A 15667-nucleotide genomic window follows, 5' to 3' on the forward strand; every position below is an offset into this window, starting at 1 on the left:
ATGTCAATACCAGCCCGGTTTTTCTGCAAAAAGGAAAACCGGGCTGTTTGTTTAAAACCAAAACCAAGCCAAAAATCGACCGTTTGGTAATGCATTTATTTAATCAATAAGCTAATACTTTTTAAAGTTTTGAAAACGCGTTAAAACGGCATTTAAATTTGTTAAAAAGTGTTAAAATGAGGGCTTTTCAGCAATTTTTAAGCCTGTTTTACCCGTCTTTCGTGCCGAAAAGTGTTAAAATTTAAGGTTTAAAAAGTAATTACAAACCCTGCAAGGGTTCCACACCAAAACGCTCGGCTAAAATATGAAGGTCGGCAACCACGGCGTCAACCAGGGGGATGCCGTGGGTACCACGATGGTGTTCGGCCTCCAGCTCGGGCTCACCGGGGATAATGACCTTCTGGGTGGGGTCGACAGTTGCCGAGGTCTTGAACCGGGCTATCCAGTTATCCAGGTGGCTCTTAAACTCATCCACCGGGCGGAAGCCGTCAACCCGCATAGCGCCCACAAAATGCCCTATACCTTGCCCTACCGGGTTAGCCGGCGGATCAAGAAAAGCCACAAAAGGAGGCACCCAGGGCCCATAATTGGCACCAGATAGCACTGCCGACAAAATGTCCACCGTGGCACTCAATCCGAAGCCCTTATGGCTGCCATGATCGCGGTCGCCACCCAGGGGTAACAGTGCTCCACCGGTTTTAAGAGCATGAGGATCGGTGGTATAATGGCCATGCTGGTCCTGTATCCAGCCTTCAGGCACTTGTTTTCCCAGGCGCTGGGCAATTTCAAGCTTGCCATTGGCCGCTGCCGAAGTAGCCAGATCAACCACCACAGGCGGATAATGTCCTGCCGGAAAGGCGTAGCACATAGGATTGGTACCCAACAGGCGCTCGCTTGAGAAGGTAGGCGCCACCAGAGGACTGGCATTGGTCATGGCAAAGCCGATCATGTCTTTTTCCACGGCCATCAGGGCATGGTAACCGGCAATGCCAAAATGATTGGAATTGCGTACTGATACCCAACCCGAACCATATAATTCGGCTTTTTTGATAGCTACCTGCATGGCAAAGGGTGCTACCACAAGTCCCAGACCTGCATCGCCATCAACGGTGGCCGTGGTGGGTGTTTCGTGTACTATCCGGATGTTGGGTGTGGCATTAATACGGTTCTTTTCCCAGAGGCGCACATAGCCGCTCAGGCGGGCTACCCCATGCGAGTCTATTCCCTGCAGATCAGAACGCAGCAAAACATCAGCGGCAAGCGTGGCATGCTCCGTACTGCAGCCAATGGCCTTGAAAATATTTTCGGTAAAAACGCGGAGGGTGGATGGGCTTACCAGCATGATATATGAGGTTAGAAGTGCAAATATGCAGATTTCAGATATACAAATGAGTTGCGATATGCAAATTATAAAGGTAAAGATGATTAACCAATGTATGGACAATCATCTGCATATCCGCACATCTGAAATCTGCACATTTAATAAAGATTATCCAATTGCTTCAGCAACTCCAATCCCTGTGCCCATTCGCCAAAGCCTGAAGCCAGGTTAATATGGCCGGCATCACCTATCTCTACCAGTTCGCTTCCCCAGCTGTCGGCAAATAACCGGGCTCGTTCACTGGTTACATAATAGTCGTTGCTGCTGGCTACGGTGATGCTTTTGAAAGGCAGTTTTATCAGTGGTACGGGCGTAAAACCGCTGGTACCAGGGGGATAAGTATCGGCTTCGGTATCGCTTGGGGCAACTAATAGGGCACCTTTAATTTTGATATTATACGCTTGTGCCCAATAGGCTATTGTGGTGCAGGCAAGGCTATGACCAACCAGAATTACGTTTTTGGAATCATATTGCTGCACATAGCTGTTGAGCGTTGTTATCCAGTCGCTGCAAACCGGGGTTTCCCAGTCCTGCTGTTCAATGCGACCAAAATTAAATTGCTTTTCCCAAAGCGACTGCCAATGCGCCGGACCGGAGTTGCCCAATCCAGGATGGATAAGAATAGTTGAGTTAAAGGTCATAGTAAATGCTTTAAATAAGAATACTGAACACCGAATCTTGAATTTCGAAGTACTTCGGTGTTCGATATTCGAAATACGATATTTTTACTTTAAATTACTAACTGTTCGCCCTTCAGGGGGCTGGGGGCCTCGGCTATTTCTTTGATCACCAGGTTGCGTTTTTGCAAAAGCCGGCGCATATAATTTTGCAAAATAACAAGGTCGAATATAGTGCCATAAGGCGATTCATACCGGAAAATATCCTTCATCAGGGTTTCTTCTTTTATCGCAAAAAAGTAATGATCATGTCTGAAGTTTTTGAAGGCCCCTTGAACCATTTCATCAGTGAAATGGTTGGGATATTCCAACTCGGTGATCTTTGAAGTGAGGGTTTGCCAAATGCCAAAGTGTTTGGCGCGCCAGGTAACCCATTCACCCAGTTCAATGAGTCCGCTGGTGCGGCCGGCAATTGCCGTTTCGCCGGTATGCCGGGTTGAGGCCACGTGCACATCAATGTTCCGGGCCAAATCGAAACATTTTCCGATGGGCGCGTTGATGTGGGTAGCTAATTCAATTACAGGCACAATGACACGATTTAAAGATTAACAGGATTTCTTGAGGCTGCATCATTGATTCAGCGGAGGTCCTGTTAATCTATCTAAAATTATGTAGTCCTATTTGAAAATGCAATACGTTCGCAGCACAACTTGAGGATTCGTTAGTGATTGATATGATTTTCATGGTTGAATAATGCAGTCCTCAAAACCCTGTCAATCTAAGTAAATCCTGTAATTTTGTTTAGAACTCAGCATTTTTTGGGAACCTTGGGAAAGGGATCACATCGCGGATATTGCCCATGCCGGTTACAAACAACACCAGGCGCTCAAATCCCAATCCAAAACCAGCATGCGGACAAGCGCCAAAGCGACGGGTATCCAGGTACCACCAAAGTTCATCTTTAGGGATACTCATTTCGTCCATGCGTTGTTCCAGGTTGCTCAAACGCTCTTCACGCTGTGAGCCGCCTACAATTTCGCCAATACCGGGGAACAGGATATCCATGGCGGCTACGGTTTTGCCATCGTCGTTCTGGCGCATGTAAAATGCCTTGATCTCCTTTGGATAATCGGTCAGGATCACCGGTTTTTTGAAATGTTTCTCCACCAGGTAACGCTCGTGCTCGCTTTGCAGATCAGTTCCCCAGCCCTCGATAGGGTACTGGAATTTTTTCTTTTTGTTCGGAGTCGACTCCTTCAATATCTCGATAGCCTCGGTATAAGTAAGGCGTTCAAAATCATGGGTTAAACAGAATTGCAGCTTTTCGAGCAAAGTCATCTCTGAGCGTTCGTTCTGCGGTTTTTGTTTTTCTTCCTCGGCCAGGCGCTGGGTTAAAAACTCAATATCATCGGCGTTTTTGTCCAGGGTGTATCTGATCACGTATTTCAGCATGTCCTCTGCCAGGTTCATGTTATCATTCAGGTCACTAAAGGCAACTTCCGGTTCAATCATCCAAAACTCGGCCAGGTGGCGGGTGGTATTGGAGTTTTCGGCACGGAAAGTAGGGCCGAATGTATAAATATCGCTCAGGGCCATTGCTCCAAGCTCACCTTCCAGTTGTCCGGATACGGTAAGATTGGTTGGGCGGCCAAAAAAGTCCTGCTTAAAATCGATTTCACCGGTATCTGTTTTCGGGATGTTATCCAGGTCGAAATTGGTTACATGGAAAGTTTCGCCGGCCCCTTCCGCGTCAGATGCGGTAATCACAGGAGTATGCAGGTAAACAAAGCCACGCTCCTGAAAAAACTGGTGTACCGCGAAGGCCAGGCTGTTTCGCACCCGGAAAATCGCTCCAAAAGTACTGGTACGGAAACGCAGGTGGGCGTTCTCCCTCAAAAATTCCAGACTATGTTTTTTTGGCTGGATAGGGTATTTTTCAGGATCGCTGTCGCCCAGTATCTCAATATCGGTAGCTATAACTTCAACGGTTTGACCCTTACCCTGTGACGCAACTAATTTACCCCCAACGCTTAACGCAGCGCCCACGGTAATGCGTTTTAACAAGGCCGGATCAGTATTTTCAAAGTCGACAACGATCTGGATGTTATTATTTGTTGAGCCATCATTTAAAGCAATGAAACGATTGGAACGGAATGCACGCACCCATCCTTTTACAGTTACATCAATGTCGGTTTGCTGACTTTGCAGCAATGCTTTAATCTTTACTCGCTGACTCATATAAATATATTTTTAGAGCCGCAAAAATACAATTATTTATGTAACGGTACGGGTAATTTTGGCCTTAATGATAAGCTATTTAACTAAATTTGGCCCTCATTTGTTACCCCTATGAATCCCAGAATAAGTCTTGCCATTGGTATTTTATGTATCGCCTTTTCGCCCATATTTGTAAAACTTTGCGGGGCGCCTCCAATTACTGCGGCTTTTTACAGGGTGTTTTTGGCCTGGCTGGTATTGGCTCCGTGGTGTTTCTGGAAAGTTAAGCTTAAAATAGCTACTAAAGACCTGCTAACCGCTTTCCTGGGCGGACTCATTTTTGCCTCGGATATTGCCGTGTGGAATATTTCCTTAGAGCATATCAGTGCTACTGTATCAACCCTGGTGGCTAACCTGGCTCCGGTTTGGGTTGGGCTCATCAGTTTTTTTATTTTGCGCAAAAAATCGGGGATGCTGTATTGGGTGGGTACGGCCATTGCCATGGCAGGAATGGTTATTTTAGTGGGTTATCAAAATATCCTGGGCCTTAAATTTAATATTGGCATTGTGCTGGCACTTTTAGCCAGTGTGTTTTATTCGGTTTACATTGTGATAACCAATAATATTTTACAGCGGATTGGCACCCTGTCGTTCATGTTTTATAATATGCTTGCGGCCTGTGTTTTCCTCTTGATCATCAGTTGCTGGCAGGGTAATGATTTGGTTAGTTTTTCTTTAAACAGCTGGCTTTGTTTTTTGGGAATGGGTTTGCTTTGCCAGTTAACCGGCTGGATAACCATTAACTATTCACTGCGATTTTTGGAGAGTACCAAGGTGGCTATAGCACTTTTAGGGCAAACAGTACTTGCCGGTATTATAGCCGTAATTTTACTGCACGAAAGCCTACAGCTGAAAGAAATAATAGGCAGCGTGATTGTGCTTGCCGGTATAGCTGTTACATTTTTAAAAGGAAAGCAATCGGTTAGTATCAAGTAGTTAGTATCAAGTATCAAGACAAACGCAATTCTTTTTATAAAAGAACCCATGATACTTGATACTAACTACTTGATACTTGATACCCGATACTCTACCTTTGCATTTTAGCGCATGATCATAAAATCCACTATCGACCGTATTATGGAAGCCACCGACATTGTGGAGGTGATAGGGGAGTTTGTGCAGTTAAAAAAGCGCGGTGCAAACTACGTGGGCTTGTCGCCATTTGCCAATGAGCGTACCCCATCGTTCACGGTATCGCCGGCGAAAGGCATTTTTAAGGATTTCTCGACAGGCAAAGGTGGTTCTGCGGTCACTTTTTTAATGGAGCTGGAGAAATTCAGCTATCCCGAAGCTTTAAAATGGCTGGCCAAAAAGTACGGTATTGAGGTTGAAGAAACCGTTGATCATCCCGAAAATAAGGAAGAGGACCTGCGCCGTGAAAGCCTCATGATCGTGACAGCCTTTGCTGCCAAATTTTTTCATGAAAGTTTGCTGGATACCGAAGAAGGCAGGAATATAGGCCTGAGCTATTTTAAAGAGCGCGGCTTTAGTACCGAAACGATTAAAAAGTTCGAGCTTGGTTATTCTCCCGATCAGTGGGAGGCTTTTACCGGTACTGCCATCAGTGAAGGTTATCAGCAGCAGTTTTTAGAAGAAAGTGGGCTATCGGTTAAACGCGATAATGGTACGCTGTATGATAGGTACCGGGGCCGGGTGATGTTCCCGATACATAGTTTTACCGGTCGTGTGATAGCTTTTGGCGGTCGTACGCTCAAAAAAGATAAAAACGTACCCAAGTATGTTAACTCGCCCGAGAGCGAGATCTACCATAAATCAAACGTGCTTTACGGCTTGTATTTTGCCAAAAAAGCGATCCGTGATGAAGATAATTGTTACCTGGTAGAAGGTTATGCCGATGTGCTGTCGGTACACCAGGCCGGCATCGAAAATGTGGTAGCATCATCTGGTACTTCGTTAACTACCGAACAGATCAGGTTGATTAGTCGTTTTACGCAGAATATTACCATTTTGTATGATGGCGACGCGGCTGGTATCAAAGCATCTTTGCGTGGATTGGATATGATACTGGAAGCGGGACTTAACGTAAAAGTGGTCTCTTTTCCCGACGGACATGACCCGGATTCGTACGTGCGCCTGGTAGGTACCAGCGCTTTCAAAAAGCATATAGAGGAAAATAAAAAAGATTTTATTCTTTATAAAGCCAACCTGCTTTTAAAAGATGCAGGTAACGATCCGATAAAGAAAGCCGAGATCATCCGTGAAATCGTAGAGAGTATTGCCAAGATTCCCGACTCGATCAAGGCTTCGGTTTTCATTAAGGAGTGTAGCTATCTATTACAGATAGATGAGCGGTCGTTACTGTCCGAACTCAATAAAATGCGGCAGGCCAAAGCCAAAAAGGATGGTCAACAGCAGCAAAACACCAGGTACTCGCCGCAGCAACCACCAGACGAGCCCAATTTTTTTGACGAGCCTGAGGTTCAGGAAGCAAAAGATGAGAGTGCGCAGGAAAAAGAGATCATTAGGCTGTTGCTCTTGTACGGCAATAGAATGATCGACTGGGATGGCATCGCCAATACCTATATTGGTCCGTTTATGATAGCCGAACTGGGAGATGTTACTTTTGAACACCCGGTTTGTAAAATGTTTACGGATATATACCGGCAGGAAGTAGAAAATGGTGTGCTGCCCGATGATACCTATTTTATTCATCATCAGGATAAAGGGATTGTTGACCTCACGGTAACCATGCTGGCCTCCAAGTATACGCTGAGCGAAAACTGGTACGAGATGCACAGGATCATGATACATGATGAGCAGGATAACATGAAGGCTGCCATTTTAGGCGCCATATTCCATCTCAAGAAACATAAGGTGGGTAAAATGCTCGAAAACCTGCGCAATGAGCTGCAAAAGGCCGAGACCGAAGCCGACCAGGAAATATTACTGAATCAGTATATCCGCATGAAAAAGGTCGAGAAAATGATCTCCGACTTTTTAGGCTCGGTAATTATCAAATAATGCAAAATAGGAATCAAGATATAAGAGTCAGGAATCAAGATAAGCACAAAGCAAATCCATTTGGCTACGCTCTTGTTACCTTGTTTTGCTACTGTCTTAATTCTTGGTTCTTGACTCTTAACTCTAAATAATGGCCACACACCTTGACCTGGGCCGCGCCGGCGAAGCTTTAGCTAAAACCCACCTGGAAAATGCCGGTTATGAAATACTGGATGAGAACTGGACCCACGGAAAAGCCGAGATAGATCTGATTGCATATAAAGACAAGGTTATTATATTTACCGAAGTAAAAACCCGTACCGGTAACGGTTTTGGTGAACCCGAAGATTTTGTGGATGCCCGTAAACAAAAATTACTGGCTGATGCCGCAGATGAATATATTTACCTCATGAACCACCAGGGTGATGTGCGGTTTGATATTATCGCCATTTTGTTTGACAGGGATAAAAATTATATACTAAACCACATTGAAGATGCGTTTTGGCCTTCGGCCACCTAATATACTTATGAATAATAAAATAAAAATACTTTTTGCCGCCTGCGCCTTATTGGCGTTTGGCTGTAGCTGCAATAATAAACCAAAAGAAAGCGGCGCTGACTATACCATCAGCCCCGAAGCTGGTACCTCTTACAAATCTGGTGATGAAGTAAAAGTTAAAGTGAGCCTGCCTGCGGATGCAAAGCCCGATTCCATCGTATATATGCTGGATGCGCTGAAGTTAGGCGTGGGTAAAGATTCAACCGGTATCAGTTTGAAAACAGATACCATTCCGCTGGGTATTAAAGTGATCACCGCTAAAGTTTATACGGCCGGTAAAAGCGAGGATGTAACCACTAATATTATTTTAACGGCTGCTAAAGCACCGGAGATGCTGACCTATAAGGTTGAAAAAATATTTCCGCATGATACCAGCGCCTATACCGAAGGCCTGCAGTATGCAGATGGTGTTCTGTACGAAAGTACCGGTGAGCCGGGTCATTCTACCATCAGAAAAGTTGATCTGCAGACTGGAAAGATATTAAAAGAAACCAAACTTGGATCGCAATATTTTGGAGAAGGGCTATCTGTTATAGGTGATAAGGTTGTGCAGCTTACTTATCGGGAAAAGGTTGGGTTTGTATATGATAAAAATTCATTAAAGCTGCTAAGCACATTTACCAATAATGTGGGGGTAGAAGGCTGGGGCATGTGTTTCGATGGCAAAAAACTATATATGGATGATAGCACCAACCGTATTTGGTTTTTGGATAAGGACACTTACAAACAAACAGGTTTTATCGATGTATATGATGATAAAGCTAAGATAGATTCTGTAAACGAATTAGAGTATATTGATGGTAAATTGTATGCGAATGTATACCAAACAGATGATATATTAATAATTAACCCTAACACAGGCGCGGTATTACAAAAGATAGATATGAAAAACCTTTATCCTATGGCCAGTCGCCCGCAAGACCGGGATTGGGGAAATAATGTACTTAATGGTATAGCCTATGATGCCGCTACCAAACGCCTGTTTGTAACCGGCAAAAAGTGGCCGCATTTGTACCAGATAAAGATTGTGAAGCAATAGCTTCTAAAGGGAGTAATAACTTATTAAAAGACTTTGTTTAAAAAGGGTGTTCATGGAGCTCCGTCGAAGCACGGTGGCAGGCCTTTGCGCTCGACCCTTCGACGGAGCTCAGGGTGACAGCCCACCTTTCTACTAATAATCCTTTTATAGGCTATTAACAGCTGTCTATAGTTTTAAACTACAGACATAGTCGTCGAAGTCAGAGACTTTGAACAGCGAGGTGCTTGGGGCTAAATCCAGGGCGTGTGATGTGGGCTGGCCTTTTCCCATTTGTCGAGCTTATCGTTTACAAAATATAGCCAGTAAGCGTCACGAACGGGCCGGTTTGTATCGCCATTTTGATAGTATTGCTGGCTATATTGTACTACCTCAATAAAAGTTTTAGTATCAGGGTAGTTTTTCGCGGCTATGGTATTATCTGGTTTTTTGTTTAAATATTGCTGTACTTCATCTTTGCTCATCCCTAATTTTAGTGCGCTCAGATTTACAGGTCTCGCTGCATCCAGGCTTTCACGGATTGCGCCGCATGATGCAAGCATAACAGTCAACAGTACTATTATGATAGGTTTAAAAGGTTTGGTCATATGAATTGCTCTTAAATTATACAGGTATAGAGACTATTTTAGCGCTAAAGTTTAAGCGAGGAAAAAATAAAAAAACGCCCTCGCGCTGTTCGAAGTCTCTGACTTCGAACCATTATGCTTGTAGTCTTCAGACTACAGGAAAACATTGAACCAGCCAACTGTCTGCAGTTTTAAACTACAGACATAGTCGTCCGAAGTCAGAGACTTCGAACAGTGAAGAATTTTATAATAAAAGAGCCCACAATTGTGGGCTCTTTTATTATAAAATGAATATGCAAATCAAAAGCTCCTCCGCCAATTGGCTGGGGCTGGAGGTTACCTCCAGGCTTTATACTGATTGATCAAACCATTGGTTGATGAATCGTGGCTGCTGATCTCGCTGTTATCTTTCAGTTCTGGAAGAATTTTGCCGGCCAGTTGTTTGCCCAGTTCAACACCCCATTGGTCAAAGCTGTAAATGTTCCAGATAATGCCTTGTACAAATATTTTATGTTCGTACATCGCAATTAACGAACCCAGGCTATGCGGAGTGATCTTTTTAAGCAGGAATGAATTGGTAGGACGGTTACCTTCAAATACCTTGAAAGGAGCTATCTCCGCTATTTCTGCCTCAGATTTACCGGCGGCTTTTAACTCGTCGATCACTACTTCTTCGGTTTTACCGTTCATTAAAGCTTCGGTTTGTGCAAAGAAGTTTGACAGTAACATGTTATGGTGTTCGCCAAGCGGATTGTGCGATTGCGCGGGCGCTATAAAATCGGCAGGGATCAGTTTAGTACCCTGGTGTATCAGCTGATAAAAAGCGTGCTGACCGTTGGTGCCTGGTTCGCCCCAGATGATCGGGCCGGTAGAGTAATCAACCTCTTTCCCATTTCGATCCACATGTTTACCATTACTTTCCATATCGCCTTGTTGAAAGTAGGCGGCAAAGCGGTGCATGTACTGGTCGTATGGTAATATCACATTGGTTTCTGATTCAAAGAAGTTATTATACCAAATGCCAATTAAGGCCTGTATCACCGGGATGTTCTGGTCGAACTCGGTAGTGCGGAAATGCTCGTCGGTAGCATGGGCGCCTTCCAGCAGTTTTACAAAATTATCAAAGCCAATGCTTAAAGAGATAGACAGACCGATAGCGCTCCATAAAGAATAACGGCCGCCAACCCAATCCCAAAACTCAAACATGTTTTTGGTGTCGATACCGAATTTTTCTACAGCGGCAGAATTGGTTGACAGGGCAGCAAAATGTTTAGCCACATCGGCCTCTTTTGCGCCGGCAGCCAGGAACCAATCACGGGCGCTATGCGCATTCGCCATAGTTTCCTGTGTAGTAAAAGTTTTTGAAGCGATCAGGAATAAAGTAGTTTCCGGATCAACAACTTTCAGGGTTTCGGCAATGTGGGTGCCATCAACGTTAGATACAAAGTGCAGGGTCAAATGGTTCTTGTAAGCCTTTAATGCTTCGGTAACCATTACCGGACCCAGGTCAGATCCGCCTATGCCAATGTTCACCACATCGGTGATCGGTTTGCCGGTATAGCCTTTCCAGTCGCCGGATATAATAGCGTGGCTGAAATCTTTCATGTGGTCAAGCACTTTATTTACATCGGGCATCACATCTTTACCGTCAACGTAAATAGGTTTGTTGCTGCGGTTACGCAGGGCAATATGCAGCACCGGGCGGTCTTCGGTAACGTTGATCCTTTCGCCCGAGAACATGGCTTCAATTGCCTTATTTACTGAACATTCCTTGGCCAATTGTATCAATAAAGCGATAGTTTGCTCGTCTATCCGGTTTTTGGAATAATCAAACAAAATGTCTTCAAACTGGATAGAGAATTTCTTAAAACGCTCTTTATCAGTGTCAAATAGCTCTTTCAGGCTTTTCGATACGATGTCGATGTAATGATCGGTTAAATATTTATAACTCTGGGTGGTGGTAAAATCGATGTTTGGCAGCATAATTGAAGTGTTTTTTAACAAAAGTAACAAGTTAATTGTTAGGTGGATATTAAATATGAAACTAACAATTCTTAGTGTTGTTTTAACACTGTTTACATAGTGTTTGTTTTACACCTAAAAATTACGAAAATTTTAAAAATATTTGACAATCGTTTGGATATTTCAAATGATTATTTGATATATTTGTCTTGTTGGTAATCAAATGAGTAATTTATCATCAATTTGTAAATTTAAAAGTAAAAATAAAAGAGGTCATGTTTGAAAAACTTTTTTTGCTTATAAAAAATAACGCCGGGACGGCTGTTGTTAACAACCCTGTAATACCTGCAAAGCACCGCGAAGCAGTGATGATCGAAGCATCAAGTTCCATCATTGAGGTTTTAAAAGGCCAGATGGAAAATGGAAAATTGAAAGAGCTGATCAAGTACTTTCAGTCGTCGGGTATTTACAATCATTCTTTAGTGTCAAGCATCGTAAACCGCTTTGCCAACCGGTTGAATACTTTTTATCATATTGACCCGGTACAAGCATTGGCCACAGCAAACGCGCTGATACCTCAGGTGATGCAGGAGTTGGTAAAGGCATCAAAAAGCGAACAGATTAAAGAATTTGGCTTAACTAATATGCTTACCAAACTAAATGGTAACAAAGCCGACCTGAGTTTATTGCTTGATAAACTGATGGTGGCTTAATAAAATAATAACCCCTGATGAGGCCCGCAAATTTGCGGGTCTTTTTTGTTGAGGTAAATGCCGAAATTATGATTTACACTATTTTAAGGGCAAGTGTTAACCATGAAAAGTGTAAACCATGTTAACCGTCTTTTTAGAAAAATAGCCCGTCTGCTTAAGAATCATGTTTCATGCTCTCGGTGAAGTATAGCTTCGGAACTTTTTTATTTTATGCCGATTATCAAATTGTAGCTCGGTATCGACTCACCCCGTTTGGGCTTCGCTGGACGACCCTCTCTTCAGCTTCGCTGGAAAGAAGGTGGGGGAAAAGTCTTTGCTCCTCTGTCCTTTTATCTTTGATCAATTTTTAAACGCCCTCTTTGCGCCGTGGGCAGAGAGAGGGATGATGAGCGCAGCGATGACAGAGTGAGTCTACTATGCGGCAATCTAAAATGCCCCTTTTTTTATTTATGCCGATTATCAAATTGTATATATTTGCCAAATGACTAAAGAACAGATTCAGGATTTAAGGGATAGATTAGTTTCCCTGAGGAGGCATCTTTGACATCGACAAGAAGCTTGACCAATTAAAAATAGAACAGGAAATAACCGTAGGCCCCCATTTTTGGGATCAGCCCAAAGAAGCCGAAAAAGTACTGGCATCCATCAAAACCAAAAAAGTATGGACAGATGAGTTTCAGAAAGTATCATCGGTAATTGATGATACCGGCGTGCTTTTTGAATTTTATCAAAGTGGTGATGCTTCCGAAGCAGAAATGCAGGAGCAATATAACACCGCCATTAAGGTAGTAGAAGAGCTGGAATTTAAAAACATGCTTTCGGCCGAGGAAGACCAGTTTAATGCCGTATTGCAAATTACAGCAGGTGCCGGCGGTACCGAAAGCTGCGACTGGGCGGGCATGCTTATGCGTATGTATATTATGTGGGGCGAAAAAAACGGCTACAAAGTTACCGAGCAGGATTATCAGCCAGGTGATGTAGCCGGTGTAAAAACCGTAACCCTGCAATTGGAAGGTGATTTTGCTTATGGTTATTTAAAGGGCGAGAACGGGGTTCACCGTTTGGTGCGGGTATCGCCGTTTGATGCCAATGCTAAGCGCCATACTTCATTCGCGTCGGTATATGTTTATCCTTTGGTTGATGATACCATCGAAATTGATATTAACCCGGCTGATATTGAGTTTGAAACCTTCCGCTCTGGCGGTGCCGGCGGCCAGAACGTGAACAAGGTGGAAACCGCCGTGCGTTTATACCACAAGCCATCAGGCATCATTATTAAAAACCAGGAGTCGCGCTCGCAGCTACAAAATAAGGATAATGCTATCCGCTTACTCAAATCGCAACTGTATGAAATTGAGATGCGTAAACGCATGGAGATCACCAACGCCATTGAAGGCAACAAAAAGAAAATTGAATGGGGCTCACAGATCCGAAACTACGTACTACACCCATACAAACTGGTGAAGGATCTGCGTACCGATCATGAAACATCCAATGCCGCGGCCGTGCTGGATGGTGAGCTTAACGAATTTTTAAAAGCTTATCTGATGGAATTTGGCGGGCCTAAAAGTTAAGTAATGCATATGCAAGTCCCTATGTCGCATTAAAAATTCAACGGTGCTTTCATAATTGAAAGCACCGTTTTTTGTTTTAAACAGAAATTGTAACTTGCCAAACCCATTTACAAACTTTATTTATGAAAACCATTTTATCAGCCTTTATTTTAATGATAGCAACAACGGCGGCTTATAGCCAGGAAAAGGCAATCGCCTTATATCCCAAAGGCGTACCCAATTCCAAACCCACTCCTGCCGCTTATGTCGAAAAAACTGATCAGCGATCCTGGATAGACCATGTAAGCCAACCAACGCTTACACCTTGTTTTTTGCCAAAAGATAAAGCTAATGGGGCGGCAGTAATAGTTATTCCGGGTGGTGGTTATTCGGGCCTGGCTTCGGGACATGAAGGTATGGCCATTGCACAGGAGTTTAATAAAATAGGTGTTACAGCTTTTGTGTTAAAATACCGCCTGCCCAGTGACCAGATTATGCAGGACAAATCCATTGGTCCGCTGCAGGATGCGCAAACTGCTATTATGATGGTGCGCAAACGGGCGGCAGAATGGGGTATCGATCCCAACAAGATCGGTATCATTGGCTTTTCGGCAGGGGGGCACCTGGCCTCTACCGCGGGGACTCATTTTGATAAACCTGTTATTGAAAATAACGGGATTAGTGTTCGTCCGGATTTTATGATGCTGATTTACCCGGTGATCACTTTTGGTGAGCAGGCTCATGTAGGCTCGCGCGAGAACCTGATCGGTAAAACACCATCAGCGGCACAGGTCGATCTGTATTCCAATGAAAAACAAATTACAACCAATACCCCACCAACATTTTTAATACATGCCGAAGATGATAAAACCGTACCTGTGCAAAACAGTCTGCTGTTTTATGATGCCCTGCTTAAAAATGGCGTAAAGGCCGAAATGCACCTGTTTCAGGAAGGCGGTCACGGCTTTGGCCTAAACAATTCCAAAAACAAAGGCAAATGGTTTGACTGGGCCACCAACTGGTTGGACGAAAATGGGTTTTTGAAGGGAAAGTAAACAGGATGATAAAATCGATTCCAGAGAATTTTCATGACGGTATTATTCAGGACATCTGCATAGGTCTTCGCAAGAAGATTACGGCGTTAACCTTAGAAAATTATCTTTTAGAAAACGATAGACCTAACGGCTTAACTATTAAGCGTAAGCTCAGCTTTTATGGCGTAGTTTTACAGGAGTTTAGCAGTTTTCAGCAAGACAATATTGTATTTGATATAACCGAATCCGAAAGCTTCGATGATTTTTCGGTCGAACAAAAATTATACTTAGAGCGAATGCGCAATTATTTTAATCCGGGTTTTCTTGAAAGTATCAGGATAGACCAAGATTTAAAATACTATTCCATTCATACTTCCACAGGAGTTGAAGGGTTTGTGATAAGTAGGGGATATGAAGTAGTTAGTTTATAATCCAGCCTATAATACCTCTTGTGCTTCATATAACAACACATACTCCAAACCATCCACATCATCCATCGCCTCACCAATTTTTGTAAAACCTAAACGGGTTACCAATTGCATGGATGGTATATTCTCCGGGGATACAGAAGCAACAAATTTAGTAACACCAAACTCGGTTTGTGCCCAGGTCATCATGGCGGTTATAGCTTCGGTAGCATAACGAAGCCTTTGGTAACCTTTAAAGATCCGGTAGCCTAATTCAACCGCATCCCGAACATAAGCATGCAGGTATTCCGGATCTGGGCGGCTGTGGAAACGGATCAGGCCGATCATCACCTGTTCTTCGGGTAAAATAACAGCCCGGGCCGACCAGGGGAAATAGTCCGGATCATTGTTGAGCTGTCGCCGACCATATTCAAAACTGCTGGTGTGTTCCAGCAGTTCTTTGGGAATGCTGGCTCCAAGCAATCGCCCGGCGCTTCGTAAATTACCGGCCAAACAAGCTTCAACAACATCACTGCTCATGAGGCGAAGTATCAATCGCGGAGTAATGATATCATCCAATGGTGTATGCATCAATGGGGGT

The 15667-nt window shown here is 43.7% G+C and carries 15 protein-coding genes; 8 read left to right on the forward strand and 7 right to left on the reverse strand.

The features are described 5' to 3' along the window. Positions 1-259: 259 nt before the first annotated feature. From AB6735_RS18020 to asnS, 4 genes are all read right to left on the reverse strand, one after another. Positions 260-1342 (reverse strand): Ldh family oxidoreductase, encoded by a 1083-nt coding sequence (locus tag AB6735_RS18020; RefSeq protein ID WP_370997209.1) that lies wholly within the window; start codon positions 1340-1342, stop codon positions 260-262. A gap of 137 nt (positions 1343-1479) precedes the next feature. Then, positions 1480-2022 (reverse strand): RBBP9/YdeN family alpha/beta hydrolase, encoded by a 543-nt coding sequence (locus AB6735_RS18025; protein WP_370997211.1) that lies wholly within the window; start codon positions 2020-2022, stop codon positions 1480-1482. Positions 2023-2111: 89 nt separating this feature from the next. Then, the gene (locus AB6735_RS18030) at positions 2112-2585 is read right to left on the reverse strand and encodes a cell division protein (protein ID WP_370997212.1); all 474 of its coding nucleotides are present in this window, start codon (positions 2583-2585) and stop codon (positions 2112-2114) included. 214 nt (positions 2586-2799) lie between these two features. Further along, positions 2800-4236 carry an asparagine--tRNA ligase gene (gene asnS, locus AB6735_RS18035; RefSeq protein ID WP_370997214.1) on the reverse strand — a complete coding sequence of 479 codons (1437 nt, stop codon included), beginning with the start codon at positions 4234-4236 and terminating at the stop codon, positions 2800-2802. A 111-nt stretch (positions 4237-4347) separates the two neighbouring features. On the opposite strand from asnS, the gene AB6735_RS18040 reads away from it, so the two are divergent. The 4 genes from AB6735_RS18040 to AB6735_RS18055 all read left to right on the forward strand — a co-directional run bounded on the left by AB6735_RS18040 (position 4348) and on the right by AB6735_RS18055 (position 8834). Next, the gene (locus tag AB6735_RS18040) at positions 4348-5211 is read left to right on the forward strand and encodes a DMT family transporter (RefSeq protein ID WP_370997215.1); all 864 of its coding nucleotides are present in this window, start codon (positions 4348-4350) and stop codon (positions 5209-5211) included. 111 nt (positions 5212-5322) lie between these two features. Beyond that, complete coding sequence (gene dnaG, locus AB6735_RS18045; RefSeq protein ID WP_370997217.1) at positions 5323-7257, forward strand: DNA primase; 1935 nt, start codon at positions 5323-5325, stop codon at positions 7255-7257. Between the two features lie 130 nt (positions 7258-7387). Then, complete coding sequence (locus AB6735_RS18050) at positions 7388-7756, forward strand: YraN family protein (RefSeq protein WP_370997218.1); 369 nt, start codon at positions 7388-7390, stop codon at positions 7754-7756. Between the two features lie 7 nt (positions 7757-7763). Then, positions 7764-8834, forward strand: coding sequence for a glutaminyl-peptide cyclotransferase (locus tag AB6735_RS18055; RefSeq protein WP_370997219.1), 1071 nt, complete (start codon positions 7764-7766; stop codon positions 8832-8834). 230 nt (positions 8835-9064) lie between these two features. Here the strand turns inward: AB6735_RS18055 and AB6735_RS18060 are convergent, their stop codons facing one another. Further along, complete coding sequence (locus AB6735_RS18060; RefSeq protein WP_370997220.1) at positions 9065-9418, reverse strand: hypothetical protein; 354 nt, start codon at positions 9416-9418, stop codon at positions 9065-9067. Positions 9419-9733: 315 nt separating this feature from the next. After that, positions 9734-11380 carry a glucose-6-phosphate isomerase gene (gene pgi / locus AB6735_RS18065; RefSeq protein WP_370997221.1) on the reverse strand — a complete coding sequence of 549 codons (1647 nt, stop codon included), beginning with the start codon at positions 11378-11380 and terminating at the stop codon, positions 9734-9736. 254 nt (positions 11381-11634) lie between these two features. Here pgi and AB6735_RS18070 point away from each other — a divergent pair, with 254 nt between their 5' ends. The 4 genes from AB6735_RS18070 to AB6735_RS18085 all read left to right on the forward strand — a co-directional run bounded on the left by AB6735_RS18070 (position 11635) and on the right by AB6735_RS18085 (position 15090). Next, the gene (locus AB6735_RS18070; protein WP_370997223.1) at positions 11635-12072 is read left to right on the forward strand and encodes a hypothetical protein; all 438 of its coding nucleotides are present in this window, start codon (positions 11635-11637) and stop codon (positions 12070-12072) included. A gap of 481 nt (positions 12073-12553) precedes the next feature. Continuing rightward, positions 12554-13646, forward strand: a protein-coding gene (prfB, locus tag AB6735_RS18075; RefSeq protein ID WP_370997224.1) for a peptide chain release factor 2 whose coding sequence is annotated in 2 segments (ribosomal slippage) — positions 12554-12613 and positions 12615-13646 — 1092 coding nt in all. Because the reading frame shifts where the segments join, the coding sequence is not laid out codon by codon here. A gap of 122 nt (positions 13647-13768) precedes the next feature. Further along, positions 13769-14680, forward strand: coding sequence for an alpha/beta hydrolase (locus AB6735_RS18080; protein ID WP_370997226.1), 912 nt, complete (start codon positions 13769-13771; stop codon positions 14678-14680). Positions 14681-14685: 5 nt separating this feature from the next. Beyond that, positions 14686-15090: a hypothetical protein gene (locus AB6735_RS18085; protein ID WP_370997227.1), complete on the forward strand. Its 405-nt coding sequence runs from the start codon at positions 14686-14688 to the stop codon at positions 15088-15090. A gap of 6 nt (positions 15091-15096) precedes the next feature. Here the strand turns inward: AB6735_RS18085 and AB6735_RS18090 are convergent, their stop codons facing one another. Beyond that, entirely contained in the window at positions 15097-15657 is a 561-nt protein-coding gene (locus AB6735_RS18090; RefSeq protein ID WP_370997229.1) for a GNAT family N-acetyltransferase, read from the reverse strand. Positions 15658-15667: the final 10 nt, after the last annotated feature.

This window comes from Mucilaginibacter sp. RCC_168 (assembly GCF_041355315.1).
In the GTDB taxonomy this organism is placed as follows: Bacteria; Bacteroidota; Bacteroidia; order Sphingobacteriales; family Sphingobacteriaceae; genus Mucilaginibacter.